Consider the following 19,155-nt stretch of genomic DNA (forward strand, 5'->3'; position numbering starts at 1 on the left):
GGGTCGGCGGCCGTCTTGCCGCCGCGCTCGAACAACTCCCCAGCCCGCTTCACCAATTCCTGCTTCCAGGGGCTGATCATCGTCGGATGCACCCCGTATTCCGCCGACAGCTCCGCCAGCGTCTTCTAAACCGGAACCGCCGCAATCGCGATGGCGGCATTGTCTCTGGACGAGGTCATCGATCAGGATTTTGTGAAGTTGGCCGGGGCGCGGTTTGCCGTCGCCACACCTTTCATCAAGTTTCTATGTAAGGCTTTGGAGGTGCAGTACTGATAAGCAGCACCCTCTCCCACTCCACCGGAAACGGCGTCATCAGATCCTTCAAAGTCAGACTTGCCGACTGCCTGCCCGCCAGAATCGCTTCCACGATGTCCGGTGCCAGCAACGCCAGTCGCACCGCACGACTCACGAACGACGACCTGATGTGCTCAGCCTTGGCGATTTCATCCAGGCACCCGTAGGTGCCATTCTCCAGTAGCCTCTGCCACCGAAACGCACGAGCGATCGCCTCGATCATCGTGTTGTCGACGGTAGCCCTCGGCGCGGGGTTTCCCTGCGTCCCATCCGGCAATACGATCACCTTGCGCCCGCCCCGCTTTCTGAAGGTCATTGGCAGATCAACAGAAAAGGTCTGCGCGCCGGATTCTGCCCAGGATTGGGTGGCCTCCCAGAAGGCGCAATTCCTGTTGGGACAGGCCCGCGAGGGGGGTTGAAGAGATGAAACGGCACCTCGAACCCGCATCGGTCGATGACCCGCGGGCTCCGGTGCGTGTCGCCTGTCGCTGTTTCTCCAACCGACTCGACCCGTTGGACTACCCCCGCGCACTGGCGCTGAATCTGCCCGTCGGCTCTGGCGAGGTCGGGAGTTCTCATCGCCATCTCGTGCAGGCCCGCCTCAAACGCCTAGGGGCCTGGTGGCGTGCGAACAGGGCTCAAGCCATGATCAACCGGCGTGTCATGCGACATCACCCGCTGTGGGAAACCTATTGGGAAAAGCGCTGGGCGGAGCCTCTACGCAGAGCGGCTTAAAACCGGGACTCCCCCGTCCAACACTTTCGTTCACGCCCAGAGCTGCAGGAGTTGCAGGAGCTGCACCGGCTGGCCGCCTTATGCAACACACGCCACGGGGCGATCACCGCAACGACAGATTCTCGACAACGATCCTCGGTGTGATGAAGACCAGTAGTTCGGTCTTGTCGTCAATCCATTCCCGGTTCTTGAACATCCATCCAACATAGGGAAGGTCGCCGAGAAACGGGATTCGCTGGGTGTTGGTACGCTTTTCCTGCGTGTAGATGCCGCCAATGACCACCGTGCCGCCATTCTCGACCAATACTTCGGTCTTGACGTGCTTGGTATCGATAGCCACCCCTGCTCCTGTCGATAAACGAGTGTTCGGAGTGTCCTTGTTGACATCCAGGGTCATGGTGATCTTGCCATCCGGGGTGATCTGTGGCTTCACCTTCAATGAGAGATTGGCCTTTCTGAACGATACGCTGGTGGCACCGGAACTTGTCGCCTGTTGATAGGGAATCTCCACGCCCTGCTCGATGATTGCTTCCACCTGGTTTGCCGTCATCACGCGTGGACTCGAGATCACCTTGCCACGCCCGTCAGCTTCCAGCGCTGAAATTTCGAGGTTGAGAAACTGCGTCAGCGAGTTGTCGTACAGACTCAGGTTGAGCAGTCCCGGTGTCCCTGATCTCGGCGTCGCTGGCAGGTTCACGAGGCCGAACGACGAAGATCTGGGGTCCGAATTGACGATGTACCCTTTGTCTTTCACCTGCTCTACCGTCGTGGTCACCTGGCCGGTGACCGAATCTACCGTAGAGGTCTTGTTTGTCGCACCAAAGGACAGGCGGATGCCCAGATTCTTGGCAAACGAGTCGCCCGCTTCAACGATTCGCGCTTCGATCATCACCTGTCGAGCGGGGATGTCCACCTTGGCGATCATTGCCCGGACATCATCGAGGCGGCTCGGTGTATCCTTGACGAACATCATGTTCGAACGGTCATCGAGAAGCGCGCTGCCACGCTTCGAGAGCAAGGTCTGCTTGGGGTCGATCAGCAGCTTTTGCACGGCTTCAGCCTTGATGTAGTTCATCTGGAAACTCTCGGTCTGCAGGGGCTCAAGGTCACCGATCTGCACTTTCGATTCAAAATCGAGCTTCTCCTTGGTCGCAATTTCCTCACGTGGCGCAATAAGAATGACATTTCCATTCTTGCGCATGTCCAGACCCTTCTGCTGCATGATGATATCGAGTGCCTGATCCCAGGGCACGTCCTTGAGAATCAGGGTGATCGAGCCGCCGACTGAATCGCTGACGACCATGTTCATACCGGTGAACTCGCCGATCACCTGTAACAGACGGCGCACATCGACATTCTGGAAGTTCAGTGACAACTTCTCGCCCTGATAGCCGCCACGCGAACCCTGCACCAGTTTGTTCGGATTCACGATGACCTGCTTGACCTCAATGACGAACTGATTGTCGCTCTGATACGCGTTGTGTTCCCACAGGCCACGCGGAGTGATGATCATGCGGGCGTTGGCGCCCTGCTGGTCGGTATGCACGGTCAACACCGGGGTTGCGAAATCGGTCACGTCCAGACGTTTGCGTAGCGTCTCCGGAACCGTCACCTTGGCGAAATCGACCACCAGCGTCGACCCTTGCTGCTTGATGTCGATGCCGGCATTGGCATCGGTGAGGTCAACCGTGATCCGCCCCTCACCGTCCCTGCCGCGCCGGAAGGCGATGTCGCGAATGCTGTTGGACGAGGCAGATGGACGTGCCTGCGCAAAATGTTCGACCTGCGCCGTACCCACGGTCGTCGCACTCGGCACCAAGGCGAGCAGCAGGCTGTTGCCGTCAATTGTCGCCTCATAGGTCATCGCCTTGTGCAGGTTCAGGACGACGCGAGTCCGGTCCTCCGCCTGGACGATGTTGGCACTTTTCAAATCGCCCTCGTTATACGCCTGGCTCGACTTGCCGAGGCCGTTGGTCGTATTCGGAAAATCAAAGGCCATCCGCGCCGGTTTGGCGACACTGAAGGCTGCCGGCAGTGCTCGCAGGGGTTCCTTGAAAGTAAGCTTGACATTCAATACCGAGCCTTGCTGCACCACATTCATCGACTCAATCGAATTCGGCCGGTCTTCCTGTGCATGCGCCATTCCAAAAGCCCACAGCGCACCAGCAACCAGGCCAAACAGGTATTGTTTGATGTACTTCATCACTTTGCTCCCTTCTCCTGCAAAAGCAAGGTACTCGTCCTCTCCACCCAGTCACCGGCCGAATCCTGGACGAGTTCTCGCAGGGTGACATCTGCCTCGGAAACGTTGACCACCACGCCGAAATTCTGCCCCATGTAATTTCCGATCTTGATTTGGTACAAAGTCCCTTCAACCTGGATGATGGCGTACGACACCTTGTTTCTCGTCATCACGCCGACGTATTTCAGCGATTCCAGGGGATAAAGCTCCAACGGCTCTTTGGGCCGATCGAGGTCAGGCCGCAGGCCACCCCCGCCCTTCTTCTCCTCGGGACCTACCTTGGCCGGCTTGAAAGGGTCAAACAGACCGCCCACATCATAAGAGGCAGGCTCGTAGGGCTCAACCACCGGCAAGGGGGGGATTTTGGCCTTGGTATCCTGAGCCGCGGTTTTCATCCATTCACGCAAGTCCTCGTGATCGCCAGTGGAACATGCGACCAGAAAGACCGTGCCAAGCAGGGCAACGAGTCTCCTCATTTCTTTCCAGCCTTCGCAGCTTGGGCGGCCTTCCTCTTCGCCGCCAGTTCTTCTTCGTCGAGATAGCGGAAGGTCTTGGTGATGGCATCCATCACCAAAACCCCGTCCTTGCCGGCAATGGCGATATTGTTCAAGGTGACGATCCTGGACAGCTTGCCGATATCTCCGGCGAAAGCGCCAAAGTCATGATAAGAGCCGGTCAGGCGTACATTGATTGGCAGTTCTGCATAAAAGTCCTTGACCTGTTCCGCTCCAGGTTTGAACAACTCGAACTGCAGCCCTCTTCCCATCCCCGCCTGGTTGATTTCAACCAGCAAGGCCTCGACCTCAGATTTGTTGGGCAACTGTTTCAGGAGCGCGCCGAAGGCGCGGTCAATCTCGTTCAGGCGCTGTACGTATAGATCGAGGTTGACTGCCAGCTTCTTCTTGGCAACAAACTCATCCCTGAGCTTCAATTCGGTTTGCTGCTTGTTCTCCAGGGATACCAACTGTTCATCCCAGAAGAACCACCAGCCACCCAACAGGATTAACAGGAACAAGGCTAACAGGATGGTTACCCGCGGCACCAGCGGCCAGGCCCCCACATCCTTGGGATTCAGATCCTGGAAATCCCTGAAGATTGCCCGCAAGTCGATGTTTTGAAGAGCGCTCACTTTCACTTCTGCTCTCCTCCCCCGGCCGTTGTCCTCTTGAGCGAGGCATTCATGGTGAATTCATTGAGGCGTCGCTTGTCAACGAGGACGGCCTTGATTTCCAGCAACTGCGGTTTTTCCAGCCACGGCGAGGCTTCGATGTTGCGCATCAGCGTCGACACCCGGGCACTGGACTGGGCATAACCACCGAGACTGATCCTCTGCCCCTCCTGCTTCAACGAGCGCAGGTACACCCCTTCCGGCATCTGCTTGGCCAGTTCGCTCAGCAAGCGCACCGCCTCTGCCCGATCACGCTGTAACGATTCGATGATCCGTTTGCGCTCCATCAAGGCGTCGCTCTGTTCCTTGAGCCGCTTGATCTGATCGATCTCCTTGTTGAGAACGGCGATCTCCTTCTTGAGAAAATCGTTCCTGGCATCCTGCGCCGAGATGTAACCGGCAATCACCGAGTAGACGAGCACCCCGATCAGCCCCGCAAGCAGCGTCACCAAGCCCAGCAAGGCGTAAAACTGTTGCCGCCGCGCTCTGCGCTTTTCTTCCCGATGCGGCAGAAGATTGATCCGTATCATGCGTCGAATCTCCTCAGCGCAAGACCGCAGGCAACCATCAATGACGACGCATCAGCCAGCAGACTCTTGCCGCGAACCCGTTCGGCAAGCAGCATGTTGGCAAAGGGATTGGCAATGATCGTGTTGATCTGGGTCCGGGAAGCCACCACTTCGTCAACGCCCGGAATGACTGCGCACCCCCCTGCGAGAACGATGTGGTTGACCTCGTTGAACTGCGTCGAAGTGAAGAAGAACTGCAAGGCACGCGACAGTTCCAGAGCCAGCGATTCAAGAAATGGCCGCAGCAGTTCGGCCTCGTATTTCTCCGGCAGAGTATTTCGGCGCTTCTCGGCCTCTGCTTCCTCGAAGCTCAAGCCAAAAAGGCGAGCGATATCCTGCGTCAGTTGATTGCCGCCGAAGGCCTGTTCGCGAGCGTAGAGTTGCTGGCCATTGCGGAGAACAGTGAAGTTCATCACATTGGCGCCGATGTCCACCAAGGCGACGATCTTCCCTTTGCCGCCTTCGGGAAGCTGTGCCTCGATCAGTTCAAAAGCGGCAAGCATGGCGTAGGACTCCACGTCCAACACCTTCGGCTTGAGGCCGGCCGATTCGGCAACGGCAACACGATCCTCCACCTTTTCCTTGCGCGACGCTGCAATCAGCACCTCGATCTCGTCAGGAGAAGACGGTGCCGGCCCGACCACCTGAAAGTCCAGGTTGACTTCATCGAGCGGGAACGGGATGTACTGGTTGGCTTCGGACTCCACCAGCAGTTCGAGTTCATCTTCACGCTGCCCCGCCATGACAATGATTTTCTTGGTAATGACATGTGACGACGGAAGAGCGATGGCTACCTGCCGCGTCGAGGTCGCCAGTTTCTTCCAGGCTCGCCTGACCGATTCGGCAGCCGACTCAAGATTGACAATGTTGCCATCCGACACGACATCCCTTGGCAAGACCTCAATCGCGTAACGCTCGACACGGTAGCCGCCCTTGCCATCACTGGCCAGCTCCACCATTTTGACCGACGACGAACTGATATCAAGACCGATCAGCGAGCGCGCCTTGGGATTAAAGATCGAAAAATCAAGCTGCAAATTGCCACCCCTCGTAAAAAACCCTTCAATAATTTGCAGTTAGCGTACCTATGGAGACTCTCCTTTTGATGCTAACAACAAGGCTACGGCATGTAAAGAAATTTCTGGGGGCTTTCGACGCCACCCTGGCAGTACTTGGCGTGAACCCCACAAACGCTCATCCGGTTTGCTTATCTGTTTGTTTTTACATTCAATCGGCTCCGTGAATGGGATAGTCATCGGCGCCGGCAACGATCTCTGGCAGGTCATCCCTCTGGGCATCATCGTCAATTGACTCCGCCGGCCGCAACCGCTACATTACTGACCCGATCATTGCTCCCAGGCTGCTGGTGCTTGTTTTTCGCGGTGCAGATACCGACCCGGATGCGCACCTGCCCGTAAGGCACGGCATGCGGCTGAACACGGCCTTCCCTCAAAATACGCTTCTCTTGTTCACGCTTCTCGCGCTGCTCGCCGCCTGCGGCAAGGAGCCGGTAGCGCCCGAGCCTGCCCGGCCGGTATTGACGCGTGTTCTTCACGAAAGTGCGGGGGACGAGGTCCTCGACTACTCGGGAGAGGTTCGCTCGCGTTACGAGATCCCGCTCGCCTTCCGCATTCCCGGCAAGATCACTGCCCGCCTGGTCGATACCGGAGCCGTGGTCAGGGCCGGTGAAGTACTCGCCAGGCTCGATCCCGCCGATACCGCTCTGGCGGTATCGGCAGCTTCCGCCCAACTGGACCTGGCCGCCGCCGATCTCGGGCGTTTCAGGAATCTGCAGGCCAGGAACTTCGTCAGCCAGGCGGCCCTCGATGCCCAGGAGACCCGCTTCAGGGCGGCGCAGGTGCAGGCTGAACTGGCCCGTAACCAGACCGCGTATACGGTTCTCAAAGCCGAACAGGCGGGGGTCATCGGACTCGTCACGGCTGAAGTCGGCCAGGTTGTCGCGGCTGGACAGACCGTGATGCGACTGGCACGTGCCGACACCCTGGAAGTCGCGATCTCGATCCCCGAGACACGCATGCCGGAGCTGCGCGCGCTTCGATCCGCCGAGGTGAGCCTGTGGACCGACAACAAAGCCCGCTATCCGGGAACGTTGCGCGAAGTGTCGGCGGTTGCCGACCCGATCACCCGCAGCTATGCAGCACGCGTGTCGATCCACCATCCGGATGCCCGGGTCCTGCTCGGGATGACCGCCAGGGTACACTTCCATCGCCCTGACGAAAGGGCCCGCCTGACGGTGCCGCTGACGGCCATTTTTCAGCACGCTGGCCAGCCAGCGCTGTGGGTGGTCAGTGCGGAGCAGACCGTCACCTTGCGACCGGTAGCGATTGCCCGCTATCGGGAAGACACTGCCGTACTGGACAGCGGCGTGCAGGCCGGCGAAAGAATCGTCGTCGCCGGCGTCCATAAGCTGAGCAGCGGCGAGCACGTCAAGGTCATCGAACCGGCGCCCCGGTTTGACGAACCGCTGCCGGAAAAGGAGCGGCAAGGCACCGCCAGGCGATGATCTTTCCCAATCTGTCCGAATGGGCGCTGCGCCACCGCTCGCTGGTTGCCTATCTGATCGTCGTGCTGATGCTTGGCGGGGTGCTTGCGTATCTCAAGCTTGGCCGCGCCGAGGACCCGGACTTCACCTTCAAGGCCATGGTGGTGCGTACGCTGTGGCCGGGCGCCACCGCAAACGAGATGCAACTGCAGGTCACCGAACGGATCGAAAGACGCTTGCAGGAAGTCCCCTGGGTCGACGTGCTGCGCTCGCAGACGCGCTCCGGCGAGTCCTTGATCACCGTTCTGCTCAAGGACTACACGCCGAAAAAGGAGGTTCCGGAAACCTGGTACCAGGTCCGCAAAAAGATCGGCGACCTGCGGCATACGCTGCCGCAAGGCGTGCTCGGCCCTTTCATCAACGACGAATTCGGCGACACCTTCATCAACATCTACGCACTGACCGGCGATGGCTTCGACCTCGCCACGCTGCGTCGTGAGGCCGACCGCATCGCCCGCGAATTGCGGCAGGTCCCCGACGTCAAGAAAATCGAGTTGATCGGCGTCCAGGAAGAAAAGATCTACATCGAGGTTTCGCACGCCAAGCTGGCGACGCTTGCTCTCCATCCGCTGGCGATCTTCGACGCCCTGCAGAAGCAGAACGCCATGACGCCGGCCGGATTCTACGAGACGCCGTCCGACCGGGTACGCATTCGCGTCACGGGCGATTTCCAGTCGCTGGAGAGCATTCGCGAGATCGGCATCCAGGCCGATGGGCGCCTGTTCCGCCTCGGTGACATCGCAACGGTTGAACGCGGCTTTGCCGACCCCCCGACACCCCGCATGCGAGTTCAGGGTCAGGACGCGATCGGCATCGCCATCGCCATGAACAAGGGGGGCGACGTGATCCGGCTCGGCGACCGCTTGCGTGCCGAAACCGAGCACCTGCAGAAGCAATTGCCGCTGGGAATCGACCTGCACGTCGTCGCCGATCAACCGCAGATCGTCCGCCAGTCGATGAACCTCTTCATGTCCTCGCTGGCCGAAGCCGTCCTGATCGTCCTGGCGGTTTCCTTCCTCAGCCTCGGCATGCGCACCGGCACCGTCGTCGCCCTGTCGATTCCGCTGGTGCTGGCGGTCACCTTCCTGTTGATGGCCGTGTTCGGGATCGACCTGCAGCGAATCTCGCTCGGTGCGCTGGTCATCTCGCTGGGTCTGCTGGTCGACGACGCGATCATTGCCGTCGAAATGATGGTCGTAAAAATGGAACAGGGTTGGGACCGCTTCCGCGCAGCCACCTTCGCCTATACCTCGACCGCTTTTCCGATGCTCACCGGCACCCTGATTACCGCCGTCGGCTTCATGCCGGTCGGTCTCGCCAGGTCCGGTGCCGGCGAATATACCTTCTCGATTTTCGCGGTCGTCAGCATCGCGCTGCTGGTTTCCTGGGTCGTGGCGGTACTGTTCACCCCCTACCTGGGCTACCTGCTGCTGGACGCCGACAAACTGCGCCATAAGGCGCAACAGCACGGTCAAGACACTTACCAGACGCCGTTCTATGGTCGTGTTCGGGCAACCATCGAATGGTCTTTGCAGCATCGCTGGCTGGTGATCGCCGCCACGCTGACCGCTTTCGTGGCAGCGCTGGCAGGCTTGGGACTGGGCGTGCAGAAACAGTTCTTTCCGGCATCGAGTCGCCCCGAGTTACTGGTCGACCTGTGGCTGCCGAACGGCGCTTCCCTGCAGGCCACCGAAACGGCCGCCAGAAAAGTCGAAGCGATCCTTGCCGAGCCGGAGATGAAGCGCTCGATCAAGTACTTCGCGAGTTATCTCGGAAATAGCAGCCCGCGCTTCTACCTGCCACTCGACCAGCAACTGTTCAACGACAATTTCGCGCAATTGGTCATCACCACCCACGACCTCGCGGCGCGCGAGGACCTCAAGCGACGCCTCGAAGAACGTTTTGGCGATGTCGGCGGTGCATGGAGCGGCCTGCGCACGCGCGTGCTGCGCCTCGAAAACGGTCCGCCGGTGGGCTTTCCGGTCGTCTTTCGGGTTTCCGGCGAAGACCTCGAAGAATTGCAGCGGCTCGCCGCGGCAGTAGCCAGCGTGATGCGCGCCAATCCGCACCTCAAGGAAGTGAACTTCGACTGGAACGAGATGGGCAAGATGATCCGTATCGACATCGATCAGGATCGCGCGCGCGCACTCGGCATCAGTTCGCAGGAACTCTCGGCTTTCCTCCATTCGATGCTGACCGGCGTTGCCGTGACGCAGATGCGTGCAGGCGACCAGTTGGTCGACGTGATCGCGCGGGCGCGCGGCGACGAACGTGCCCGCCTCTCGGCGCTGGCCGACATTAACATCCCGACCCGCAGCGGCCGTTACGTGCCACTGGCGCAACTGGCAAGGATCAGCTTTGCCCTTGAAGATCCCGTGATCGCGCGCCGCAACCGCCTGCCGACGATCAGCGTGCGTGCCGACCTCCGCGACGGCATGCAGGCGCCCGCTGTCACCGCCCAGATCGACCCCCATCTCGACGCCCTGCGCGCCCGGCTGCCGCCCGGTTTCCGCATCGAGGCTGGCGGGGCCAGCGAGGAGTCGGCCAAGGGCGAGAATTCGATCAAGGCGGTGATGCCGCTGATGCTCATCGGGGTCATCACCTTGCTGATGATCCAGTTGCAGAACGTCGGCCGAATGTTGCTGGTGTTGCTGACCGCACCGCTTGGACTGATCGGCGTCGCACTGGCGCTGCTGCTCTTCCAGGTGCCTTTCGGCTTCGTCGCCAACCTCGGCGTGATCGCGCTTTCGGGAATGATCATGCGCAATTCGGTGATTCTCGTCGATCAGATCGAGCAGGACCAAAAAGCCGGCAAGCCGGCCTGGGAAGCGATCATCGGATCGACGGTGCGACGCTTCCGACCGATCATGCTGACTGCCGCAGCGGCCATCCTGGCGATGATTCCGCTGACCCGCAGCGTCTTCTGGGGACCGATGGCGGTGGCCATCATGGGCGGGCTGATCGTCGCCACGCTGCTCACCCTATGGTTCCTGCCGGCGCTCTATGCCGCCTGCTACCGGGTCTGGCCGACCGGGGGAAGAACCGCTGGCGCTGCTGCCCACGCTTGAAGCGTGGCCTGTCTGCCCGACGACTGCGGCCTCTGGTGCCCCCCCGCCAAGCGCATCGATGATCGCCGCGCATACCGCCGTGTAACGCTCGGCAAGCGTCATCGCCAGCCCTTCGAGATCGTCCGGCCCGGCATTGCCGGCACGCAGCGCCGCTTCCAGGGCGATGCACGCCTGCTGGACCCCGGCGACGCGCAGATTGGCCGAAACCCCCTTGAGCGCGTGTGCGCGGCGCTGCACCTCATCGCGTTCTCCGCTCAGCAGTTGCTGCGGCATCGTCGCAATCGTTTCGCCGTAACTGTTCACGTAAAGGCGCAGCAAACGGCAATAGCTGGCCACATTGCCGTTCAGCAGTTGCACCCCGGCGACAGCGTCGAGACCGGCAATGCCCATCAGGCGTGCCAGCATCTCCGACTTTGCTGGCTGCACAGCCGGCTGCTCTCCAGACGACACCGGCGCGGTGGCCGTATGGTGGCCGGGCTGGGCGGGTGTCAGCCAGCGCAACAGCGTCGCAAACAGTTGTTCGGGGTCCACCGGCTTGGTGACAAAGTCGTTCATTCCGGCGGCCACGCAGGCACGCCGATCGTCCTCGAAGACGTTGGCGGTCATCGCCACGATCGGCACCGCAGCGCGGCCGGGCAGCGCGCGGATCGCCCGGCTGGCCTGCAAGCCGTCCATCGTGGGCATCTGCACATCCATCAGGATCAGCGCGTAGTCCGTTGCCGTGGCCATACGCAACGCCGCCTGGCCGTCGGCAACGCTGTCGACGGCGAGCCCGACGCCGTGCAGCAGTTCGAGCGCCACCTCGCGGTTGATCGCGTTATCCTCGGCAAGCAACAAGCGCGCACCGGCATGACAGCGGCGCAAGGTATACTCGGCGCCTTGCACCGGCTCCAGGCGGGGCGCCATGACCCGCTGACCACGCTGCAGGCGGGCGGTGAACCAGAAGCGACTGCCCTGGCCGGGCACACTGTCGGCGCCGGCATCGCCCCCCATCAGACGGGCCAGGCGGCGCGTGATCGCCAGGCCGAGGCCGGTGCCACCGTACTTGCGCGTCGTCGAAGCATCCCCCTGTTCGAAGACCTCGAAGAGTTGCGGCAGTTTTTCGGCGGCAATGCCGATGCCGGTATCCTCGACTTCGAAGCGCACCAGCAAAGTGTCGCGCGCCTCCTCGAGCAGGCACGCACGCAGGACGATGCAGCCGCGTTCGGTGAACTTGACCGCGTTGCCCGCATAATTGAGCAGCGCCTGGCGCAAGCGGGTTGCGTCGCCGCGCAACCACAGCGGCACCTTGTGTTCTTCAATCTCGACCGTCAGTCCCTTGGCGCGCGCCGGCTCGATAATCAGCGAGCGCACGCCGTCCAGGATCGTATCGAGGCCGAAATTCCCCTGCTCCAGGTCCAGTTTGCCGGCCTCGATCTTCGACAGGTCGAGGATATCGTTGATGATCGCCAACAGATGCCGGGTCGCGGCATTGATCTTGTCCAGGCGCTCGCTCTGCTGCGGCGTCGGAGCGCTGCGCTGCAGGAGGTGCGTCAGGCCGACGATGGCATTCATCGGCGTCCGGATCTCGTGGCTCATGTTGGCAAGAAATTCGCTCTTCGCCCGGTTGGCGGCTTCGGCGCGCGCGCGCGCCTCGACCAACTGCGCCGTTCGCTCCTGCACCATCTCCTCCAGGTGATGCCGGTAGAGGTCGAGTTCGGCGCCGATCCGCTTTTTCTCGGTGATGTCTTCCTTGACCGCCACATAGTGCGTGATGCGCCCGTTGGCCTGGCGAATCGGCGTGATGATCGCAAACTCGATGTACTCGACGCCATCCTTGCGACGGTTGTACAACTCGCCCCGCCACCCCTGGCCAGCGCTCAGCGCTGCCCACAACGCCCTATACGTGCTCGGCGGCGTCTTGCCCGATTGCAGGATGCGCGGGTTCTCGCCGATCAACTCGGCACGCAAATAGCCGCTGCTGCGGACGGCAGCCTCATTCACGTATTCGATGCACGCGTCGATGTCGGTGATGATGATGCTCTCCGGGCTTTGCTCGACCGCCAGCGAAAGCTTGCGCAGCTCGGCCTCGGCCTGCACGCGCTGGGTAATGTCGTGGGCGAGTATCACACGCGCGCGCCGGCCACCGAAATCAAGCGGGTGCGAGGTGATCTCGACCAACAGCTCGCTGCCATCCCGGCGTCGATGCCGCCAGACGCCGGCATCGCCGTTGACCTCGACCTGCGCGACACGGGTCAGCAGGCGGGGAATCTCCTCCGGTGGTCGGATGTCCTTGATGGTCATGGCCAGGAATTCCTCGCGGCGATAGCCATAGCGGCGGATCGCAGCCGCGTTGACGTCGAGGAAGGCCAGCGTCTCGGGGTCATAAACCCACATCGGCTGCGGATTTGCCACAAACATTTCGCGGTAGCGCCTTTCGCTCTCCTGTAGCGCCAGCGTCGCCTGTCGAGCGCTGCTGATGTCGGTCCACGCGCCGACGATTTCGGCCGCCTGGCCGGTAGCGTCGCGAATCAGCCGCAGTTCGTCGCGGACCCAGAGGTAGTGACCCGCCTTGTGCGCAAAACGATATTCGTGCACCGTGATGTCGCTACAGGGCGCAGAGAAGCGCAGCGCCGCCTCGCGATCGTCGGGGTGCAGGCCGGCTTCCCACCAGCCCTCCTGCAGCGCTTCGGCAACCGTGTAGCCGCTGATCCGTTCGATATTGGCACTGACCTGCTGCGCACGCGGCACGCCGTCGATGAAACGCAGCGCGTAGAGCGTGGTCGGACTGGCTTCGAGCAGGTGCTCGAGCTGCTGCGCAGTGGCGCGCAGCGTCGCTTCGGTGCTATCCCTCGCGACCCGGTCGCGCAACGCCCGGATGCCGTAAGCAAGGTCGTCGGCCAGTTCGACGAGCAACCGGGTCTCGTCGGCGTCGAAGGCATCCGCTTCGCCGGCGTAGAGATTGAGGGCGCCAAAGCAGACCGTGTCGCCGACGAGCAGCGGTAGCGCGATCGAAGCCGCATAGCCCTGCCGGTGCGCCGCCTCGCGCCACGGTTCGAGGGTGGGATCGATCTGCAGGTTCTGGGCCAGCACCGGTCGCCGCTCGCGGACCGCCGTGCCGGTTGGGCCGCGCCCACGCTCGACGTCGTCACTGCGGATGCGGACGGTCTCCAGGTAGCCGTCTTCATCACCGGCTTGCGCGACCGGACGAACGCTAAAGGGCTCATCGCCGCCATCGGTGTAAGCGACCCAGGCCAGGCGGTAGCCGCCGAATTCGACGAGCAGTCGACAGATGTCGGCGAGCAGGGTCGCCTCGTCGCTGGCACGGACCAGCGCCTGATTGCATTCGCTCAAAGTGCGCAAGGCGCGATGGCTTCGCCGCAGCGCCTCGTCCGCCTTTTTGCGCTCGCTGATGTCACGGATGAAGCTCTGGTGGTAGCGCTTGCCTTCGATTGCAAAGGCGCGGGAACTGACCTCGACCGGAAAGCAGGTCCCGTCGCGACGCTGGTGAACGGCCTCGAAGAGGACTCCGTCGGGTTTTGCCGAAGCCTGCCACTGCTCTTTGAACGCGCCGAAAGTTTCCTCGCCGCGCAGGTCGCTGATAAGCATGCCACGCAACTCGTCGGCGCTGTAGCCGTAAGCGGCGACAGCCGCTGCGTTGGCTTCGACGATCTGGCCATTCTCGTCGATCAGCAGAATGATGTCGCGCGCCTCGCCGACCATCGTCTGGTAGTGGCTGGCGAGTGCCAGGTGTTCTGCGCGCTGCTGGTCGACGAGTTGTTGTCTGCGCAGCGCCTCGGCCTGTGCCTGCCGAAGCGACTCGGCAAGGCGCAAACGCTGCTGTTGATGGAGCATGATGCCCAGGAAGACGACCGCGAACAGTGCGGCGGCGATGCTCAGCGTGATCCAGAAGAGATCGCCCGGTCGGGTCTCTTGCCGCCCGGCCATCTGGCGCATCGCCGCGGCGCCGACGATCAGGATCAGCAGCGCCAGTGCCACCACCGACAGCAACAGCCATCGACTGCCGCTACCGTCCGGGGTCGCCGCGGCGCTTTCCGGCAGGCGCCGCAGCAGGGCGTACAGCAGCATCGAAGTCAGCCCGACGAAGGCCAGGCCTTTGAGCACGCCGAGCGTCACCAGCGTCTCCGGCTGCACCCCCAGGCTTCCGATCAAGGTGTCGGAAAAAAGGATCCAGAGGGTGGCGACGAAGGCATAGATGAGTACCACGCGCAGCATCGCCGCGCGGCCATCCGGCTGCATCGGCGTCATCACGGTACGGCCTGCATGCCGTCGGGCACCCATTGCTGCGCAACGCCGCGACAGGCCGCATGGCCGGATTCATGGTAGCGGAAACCGGCGCACACCACCTCGACCAGTCTGGCCTCATGGATGGCCTGCGCCAGGCAGTCGTTGGGCAGGTTGCGATTGAGCAGGCCGGTCAGGAGAAGAACCGGAATGTCGCGTGTCACCGGGTTCCCGTGCAGCGCATTCAGTACGGCATAGCCGTCCATCTCCGGCATCATGATGTCGAGCAGGATCAGGTCCGGTGTCGGCTGTTGCGTAGCAACCGCGAGAGCGCCGACGCCTGAGGACGCGACCAGAACTTCGTCATGGTTTTGCAGCAGCCCCCCGAGCACAGCGAGGTTCTCCGGCTGATCGTCGACGATCAGCCGGGTAGCGCGTGCGACGGTCGCTGGCATGCTGGCCCCTCTGGTGATACGAGTCCCGGTGGTAACCCCTGCGCTAACGGTCATGACTTTTCCAGGCATCCCGATCATGAAAGTCATGACCGTTTCCCTCTCCCGCGAGTGGGGAGATTACTCGCTCATGATACGCTCAAGTCGGTCGCGTGATTCACCCTCGCGCCTACCCGATCACTTGATGCTGACAGGGGGTATTTCCGCCATCAACCAACCCAGGCCGGGTGCGAATTCGCCCAGAGATCGCGGTATGATGTCTGCTGACGACCAGACGGACCGCCCTCGATGAGCAGCAGACTGATCACCAACTGGAGCGACTACGACGGCGCAGTACAGGAAATCCTGGATCTGACGACCGCGACGCTGGAGATTTTCGATGAAGACCTCGCGCCGCTCAAACTCGAACGTCCGGAGCGGGTTGCCGTGCTGCGTGGCTTGCTTGCCGCGCGGGAAGACTACCAGCGCCACCAGCGATTGACGATCGTCGTGCAGAAGCCGGAGTTCGTCAGGCAGTACAGTCCCCAGTTGATGAATCTGCTGACCGTTTATGCGCCGGCGCTGACGATCACTCAATCCCCTCCCCACCTCGACCCCCTCAAGGATTCGCTGCTGATCGCCGATGGCCGGCACACACTGATCCGCTTCCATCGCGATCAGGCACGTGCCCGACTGATCGTCGATGACGTCCATGAGTGCGCGCCTCATATCCAGCGCTTCGCAGAAATCGTCGCCGCTGGTGGCGAGCCGCTCAGTTCGAGCACGCTTGGACTGTAAGTTCTTGTTGCCCGCGCCGATCGATCCTTCCATGCATCCCGCCGTGGAACAGTACCTTGCGATGGACTCTGCTACACAAAAACGAGTTCAGGTCTTGCTGTGTCAACAGGCATTGCAGGTCTGGGAACAACTCGTTCCAACCCATTTGACGTATCGGGAATCGGTGGTTGGAACGGAGCAGAAACTGGATGCAAGCCTCCCGCGGGCCGCATTAGTTGCCGTCGTTTCGGGTCAGGATGCCAAGGCGATCAAGGCAAGGTACCTGGAGCCAATCGTGGCGCTGGAAGATGAAGACATCGTGCTGCCCAAACGCGCAGAGTTTGCCTACTACGCCATCTACAACCTGTTCTCCGCGCAGGTCCTTCAACAGCCGCTGGACCCGTGGCTGGTGCCCAATCAGGCGCTGACCGCAATCGGTGACGAAGCGGCGGGGTCTGCATTGGAGCGTGCGCTCGGTGCGCCCCAAGGGTCATGACTTTTTCGGGTACTCCTGATCATCCAGGTCATGACCGATCAATCCAGTTTGCCATGCCACCGATTGCACGCGCCTGAACTGGCAGGCGGGGTCACGGACCCGCCCGCTTGAACCGCTCGCAAGCCAATCTGTTGCTGCTTGCCGTCGCCGTCATCTGGGGTTCGGCTTTTGTCGCCCAAGCGGTGGGAATGGCCGGAGTCGGGCCACTGACCTTCACCGGCATGCGTTTCCTGCTCGGGAGCGCCATCGTGCTGCCGCTGGCCTGGCGCGAGTGGCGGCGGCTGTCGCTGCGCGACGCTCGACCGCGGGCCAGCGACGCCCTCGGCGTCAGCACCCTCGGCGTGCTGCTGATGCTTGGCGCGGGCCTGCAGCAGATCGGGATCGCCAGTACCACGGTGACCAATGCCGGCTTTCTCACCGCCCTCTATGTGCCACTGGTGCCGCTACTGGCGTGGCTGATTCTCCGAACCCGCCCGCACTGGTCGGTCTGGCCGACATCGCTCGGCTGTCTGGCCGGAACCTGGCTGCTGTCGGGCGCACAGGAAATCGACCTGATGGTCGGTGATCTCTGGGTGATTGCCAGCAGCATCTTCTGGGCCTTGCATGTCCTTTTTGTCGGACGCGTTGCCGAGCGCATCGCAGCCCCTTTCCTGGTCGCCTGCGGACAGTTTCTGGTCTGCGGGGTGATCAGCCTGCTCGCCGCCGGCCTGGGCGAGACGATTACCCTGGCCGGAATTCGCCAGGCCGGGCTGCCAATCGTCTATGCCGGCGTCTTTTCGGTGGCCATTGGTTTCACCGCGCAGGTGGTCGGGCAGCGCTATTCACCGCCGGCCGATGCGGCGATCATCCTCTCGGCGGAAACGGTTTTTGCGGCGCTGTTCGGTTTCCTGCTCATGGGAGATCGCCTCAGCGCCAGTGGTATGGCGGGCTGTACGCTGATTCTGGGCTGCATCATCGTCGTCCAGATCGCGCCGCTGACTCGTGCTGGGCCGCAGTTCCGGCTGGACGAACGCAGCCGCCAGGATGATGCACGAGGAACTTGACCTCCTCGGACGAACGTAACGCCAGCACGCACTGTCCATTCACCATCTGCGTCAATCGTGCATCTGTCCGGAGGTTTGACATGCCCCACTCGCCATTCAATACACTATCCCGCTTCACGCCTCCCGGCCAGCCGGAGACCCTGTTCTATTCCTTGCCGACTCTGGCGGCTGCCGGGATTGGCAATGTGCCTCGTTTACCGGTATCGCTGCGCATCGTTCTCGAAGCGCTGTTGCGTCACTGCGATGGCCAGCGCGTCAGCGAGCGACACATTCTCGAACTCGCCGGGTGGCGACCGCGCGCGCGCCGCAGCGAGGAGATTCCCTTCGTCGTCGCGCGCGTCGTGCTGCAGGATTTCACTGGCGTGCCATTGCTCTGCGATCTCGCGGCAATGCGGCAGGTGGCGCAGGCGCGCGGACTCGATCCGCGGCGCATCGAGCCGCGGGTGCCGGTCGACCTGGTCATCGACCACTCGGTGCAGGTCGATTACTACGGCACACCGCAGTCTCTGCAGCAGAACATGACCCTCGAGTTCGAGCGCAACCGCGAACGCTATCAGTTCATGAAATGGGGCATGCAGGCTTTCGAGACCTTTCGCGTCGTGCCACCGGGCGTCGGTATCGTCCACCAGGTCAATCTCGAACATCTGTTCCACGGCGTGCGCCAGCAGGCTGTGGGAGCAGCGGGAGTGGCGGAAAAAGGGCGCACCGCGGGACGGCTGTGCTTTCCCGACACGCTGGTCGGCACTGACTCGCACACCACGATGATCAATGCCGTCGGCGTCGTCGGCTGGGGAGTCGGCGGCATCGAGGCAGAAGCGGCGATGCTCGGGCAGCCCGTCTATTTCCTGACCCCGGACGTAGTTGGCGTCGAACTCGGTGGCCGCCTGCGTGAAGGCGTCACCGCCACCGATCTGGTGCTGACGGTGACCGAGCTGTTGCGTGGTGAGAAAGTGGTCGGCACCTTTGTCGAGTACTTCGGCGAGGGAGCCAGCACGCTGTCGGTAACCGATCGCGCGACGCTGGCCAACATGGCACCGGAGTACGGGGCAACGATGGGCTTTTTCCCGGTCGACGAGAAGACCGTCGACTATATGCGCGGCAGCGGCCGCAGCGAAGCGGACTGTGTGCTTTTCGAGGCCTACTTCCGGGCGCAGGGATTGTTCGGCATGCCGCGCGCCGGCCAGATCGATTACTCGCGTACCGTCCGCCTCGATCTGGCCAGCATCGTCCCCTCACTGGCCGGCCCCAAGCGGCCGCAGGACCGCATCGCACTGTCCGAGATGGCGAGCCGCTTCACTACCCTGCTGAGCGCACCCGAGTCGGCCGACGGCTTTGCTCGCCCAGCCGAGACCCTGCGACAGCGCTACCCGACCGGGCGGCCCGGCATCGATCTCGGCCACGGCGACGTGCTGATCGCAGCGATCACCTCATGCACCAATACCAGCAATCCGGCAGTGATGATCGCCGCCGGATTGCTGGCGAAGAAGGCCGTCGACAAAGGCCTGCGCGTGCAGCCGCACATCAAGACCTCGCTGGCTCCCGGCT

General features: G+C 62.0%; 14 protein-coding genes. 6 read left to right on the plus strand and 8 right to left on the minus strand.

Going from position 1 to position 19,155, the window contains the following annotated elements; genetic code table 11:
* Positions 1 to 235: 235 nt before the first annotated feature.
* From V5B39_RS17635 to V5B39_RS17660, 6 genes are all read right to left on the minus strand, one after another.
* Positions 236 to 610 (minus strand): hypothetical protein, encoded by a 375-nt coding sequence (locus tag V5B39_RS17635; protein WP_332344176.1) that lies wholly within the window; start codon positions 608 to 610, stop codon positions 236 to 238.
* 522 nt (positions 611 to 1,132) lie between these two features.
* On the minus strand, positions 1,133 to 3,232 hold the full coding sequence (gene pilQ, locus V5B39_RS17640) for a type IV pilus secretin PilQ (RefSeq protein ID WP_332344177.1): 2,100 nt from the start codon (positions 3,230 to 3,232) through the stop codon (positions 1,133 to 1,135).
* Positions 3,232 to 3,747 carry a pilus assembly protein PilP gene (locus tag V5B39_RS17645; protein ID WP_332344178.1) on the minus strand — a complete coding sequence of 172 codons (516 nt, stop codon included), beginning with the start codon at positions 3,745 to 3,747 and terminating at the stop codon, positions 3,232 to 3,234. The genes pilQ and V5B39_RS17645 overlap by 1 nt, the downstream gene beginning before the upstream one ends.
* Positions 3,744 to 4,406 carry a type 4a pilus biogenesis protein PilO gene (locus V5B39_RS17650; protein ID WP_332344179.1) on the minus strand — a complete coding sequence of 221 codons (663 nt, stop codon included), beginning with the start codon at positions 4,404 to 4,406 and terminating at the stop codon, positions 3,744 to 3,746. Before V5B39_RS17650 ends, V5B39_RS17645 begins: the two co-directional genes overlap by 4 nt.
* Complete coding sequence (locus V5B39_RS17655) at positions 4,403 to 4,969, minus strand: PilN domain-containing protein (RefSeq protein ID WP_332344180.1); 567 nt, start codon at positions 4,967 to 4,969, stop codon at positions 4,403 to 4,405. Before V5B39_RS17655 ends, V5B39_RS17650 begins: the two co-directional genes overlap by 4 nt.
* Positions 4,966 to 6,045, minus strand: a complete 1,080-nt coding sequence (locus tag V5B39_RS17660) for a pilus assembly protein PilM (protein ID WP_332344181.1) — start codon at positions 6,043 to 6,045, stop codon at positions 4,966 to 4,968. The genes V5B39_RS17655 and V5B39_RS17660 overlap by 4 nt, the downstream gene beginning before the upstream one ends.
* A gap of 428 nt (positions 6,046 to 6,473) precedes the next feature.
* Here V5B39_RS17660 and V5B39_RS17665 point away from each other — a divergent pair, with 428 nt between their 5' ends.
* Positions 6,474 to 7,532 (plus strand): efflux RND transporter periplasmic adaptor subunit, encoded by a 1,059-nt coding sequence (locus tag V5B39_RS17665; protein WP_332344182.1) that lies wholly within the window; start codon positions 6,474 to 6,476, stop codon positions 7,530 to 7,532.
* Positions 7,529 to 10,639, plus strand: coding sequence for an efflux RND transporter permease subunit (locus V5B39_RS17670; RefSeq protein WP_332344183.1), 3,111 nt, complete (start codon positions 7,529 to 7,531; stop codon positions 10,637 to 10,639). Before V5B39_RS17665 ends, V5B39_RS17670 begins: the two co-directional genes overlap by 4 nt.
* Here V5B39_RS17670 and V5B39_RS17675 read toward each other — a convergent pair.
* Positions 10,553 to 14,887 (minus strand): PAS domain S-box protein, encoded by a 4,335-nt coding sequence (locus V5B39_RS17675; protein ID WP_332344189.1) that lies wholly within the window; start codon positions 14,885 to 14,887, stop codon positions 10,553 to 10,555. The two genes, V5B39_RS17670 and V5B39_RS17675, sit on opposite strands and share 87 nt — an antisense overlap.
* On the minus strand, positions 14,887 to 15,372 hold the full coding sequence (locus V5B39_RS17680; RefSeq protein WP_332344184.1) for a response regulator: 486 nt from the start codon (positions 15,370 to 15,372) through the stop codon (positions 14,887 to 14,889). Before V5B39_RS17680 ends, V5B39_RS17675 begins: the two co-directional genes overlap by 1 nt.
* Before the next feature lie 231 nt (positions 15,373 to 15,603).
* Here V5B39_RS17680 and V5B39_RS17685 point away from each other — a divergent pair, with 231 nt between their 5' ends.
* From V5B39_RS17685 to V5B39_RS17700, 4 genes are all read left to right on the plus strand, one after another.
* On the plus strand, positions 15,604 to 16,092 hold the full coding sequence (locus tag V5B39_RS17685; RefSeq protein WP_332344185.1) for a hypothetical protein: 489 nt from the start codon (positions 15,604 to 15,606) through the stop codon (positions 16,090 to 16,092).
* Positions 16,082 to 16,567 carry a hypothetical protein gene (locus V5B39_RS17690; RefSeq protein WP_332344186.1) on the plus strand — a complete coding sequence of 162 codons (486 nt, stop codon included), beginning with the start codon at positions 16,082 to 16,084 and terminating at the stop codon, positions 16,565 to 16,567. Before V5B39_RS17685 ends, V5B39_RS17690 begins: the two co-directional genes overlap by 11 nt.
* 107 nt (positions 16,568 to 16,674) lie before the next feature.
* Positions 16,675 to 17,610: a DMT family transporter gene (locus tag V5B39_RS17695; RefSeq protein WP_332344187.1), complete on the plus strand. Its 936-nt coding sequence runs from the start codon at positions 16,675 to 16,677 to the stop codon at positions 17,608 to 17,610.
* An 80-nt stretch (positions 17,611 to 17,690) separates the two neighbouring features.
* Positions 17,691 to 19,155 (plus strand): aconitase family protein (locus V5B39_RS17700; RefSeq protein ID WP_332344188.1); only part of this gene is annotated, 1,465 nt, incomplete at its 3' end.

Source organism: Accumulibacter sp. (genome assembly GCF_036625275.1).
GTDB lineage: Bacteria > Pseudomonadota > Gammaproteobacteria > Burkholderiales > Rhodocyclaceae > Accumulibacter.

Bases quoted from the DNA above. Each gene is read 5' to 3' on its own strand.
- V5B39_RS17635 (WP_332344176.1), bottom strand. From the start codon at position 610: ATGACCTTCAGAAAGCGGGGCGGGCGCAAGGTGATCGTATTGCCGGAT.
- pilQ (WP_332344177.1), bottom strand. From the start codon at position 3,232: ATGAAGTACATCAAACAATACCTGTTTGGCCTGGTTGCTGGTGCGCTG.
- V5B39_RS17645 (WP_332344178.1), bottom strand. From the start codon at position 3,747: ATGAGGAGACTCGTTGCCCTGCTTGGCACGGTCTTTCTGGTCGCATGT.
- V5B39_RS17655 (WP_332344180.1), bottom strand. From the start codon at position 4,969: ATGATACGGATCAATCTTCTGCCGCATCGGGAAGAAAAGCGCAGAGCG.
- V5B39_RS17670 (WP_332344183.1), top strand. From the start codon at position 7,529: ATGATCTTTCCCAATCTGTCCGAATGGGCGCTGCGCCACCGCTCGCTG.
- V5B39_RS17675 (WP_332344189.1), bottom strand. From the start codon at position 14,887: ATGACGCCGATGCAGCCGGATGGCCGCGCGGCGATGCTGCGCGTGGTA.
- V5B39_RS17680 (WP_332344184.1), bottom strand. From the start codon at position 15,372: ATGACCGTTAGCGCAGGGGTTACCACCGGGACTCGTATCACCAGAGGG.
- V5B39_RS17685 (WP_332344185.1), top strand. From the start codon at position 15,604: ATGAGCAGCAGACTGATCACCAACTGGAGCGACTACGACGGCGCAGTA.